The sequence below is a fragment of the Ruegeria sp. CG11 genome (assembly GCF_056537245.1).
Window position 1 is genome coordinate 1 of record NZ_JBQFRE010000060.1, and the last position, 1091, is coordinate 1091.

General features: G+C 60.7%; 1 protein-coding gene. It reads right to left on the reverse strand.

Annotation, left to right across the window (positions count from 1 at the left end; genetic code table 11):
• Positions 1–1091: nucleotide sugar dehydrogenase (locus ACR0KW_RS24210; protein ID WP_480807304.1), on the reverse strand; the 1091-nt coding region annotated here is incomplete at both ends.

The following is a 1091-nucleotide window of genomic DNA, read 5'->3' on the forward strand; positions in this document are numbered from 1 at the left end:
GACAGTCGGTTGGCGACGATCAGGTCGGCCTGTTGTTTGAACGCATCCAGGTCGCGGATCACCGGTGAGTGGAAGAAGTGATCCTCGCTCAAGGCGGGTTCGTAGACGATGACCTGAATGCCCTTGGCCTTGATCCGTTTCATGATGCCCTGAACCGAGCTTTGGCGGAAATTGTCGCTGCCCTCTTTCATCACCAGCCGGTAAATGCCGACAGTCTTTGGCCCCTTCATCAGGATCTGGTCGCTGAGGAAATCCTTGCGTGTGCGGTTGGCATCGACGATGGCGCGGATCAGGTTCTGCGGCACGTGGTTGTAATTGGCCAGCAGTTGCTTGGTGTCCTTGGGCAGGCAGTAGCCGCCATAGCCGAAGGACGGGTTGTTGTAGTGCGCTCCAATACGTGGGTCGAGGCTGACGCCTTCGATGATCTGGCGCGAGTCCATGCCGCCGGCCAGGGAATAGCTGTCCAGCTCGTTGAAGAAGGCGACCCGCATGGCAAGGTATGTATTCGCGAACAGCTTGATCGCCTCGGCCTCGTCTGCGTCGGTGAACAGCACCGGCACATCCTTGTCCACCGCCCCCTGCAGCAGCAGATCGGCAAAGACCTTTGCGCGATCGGACCGCTCGCCGATGATGATCCGGCTGGGATGCAGGTTGTCATGGAGGGCGCGGCCCTCGCGCAGAAACTCCGGAGAGAAGATGACGTTGTCGGTGCCGAAGCGGGCACGGGCCTGGGTCACGAACCCGACCGGGATGGTGGACTTGATCACGATGACGGCGTCGGGGTTCACGCTGGTGACCTGTCCGATCACTGTATCAACCGAGCTGGTATCGAAGTAATTGCTGCGCGGGTCGTAATTGGTGGGTGTGGCCACGACGACGAAATCGGCCCCCGCATAGGCGGCTTCGGCGTCGGTGGTGGCGATCAGGTCAAGTGCGCGGTTGGACAGGAAGTCGGTGATCTCGGCATCCTGAATCGGGCTTTGCCGCTGGTTGAGCAAACTCACGCGGTCCTCTGACACGTCCAGAGCCACCACGTTGTGGTTCTGCGCCAGCAGCACCGCGTTGGACAGGCCCACATAGCCGATACCGGC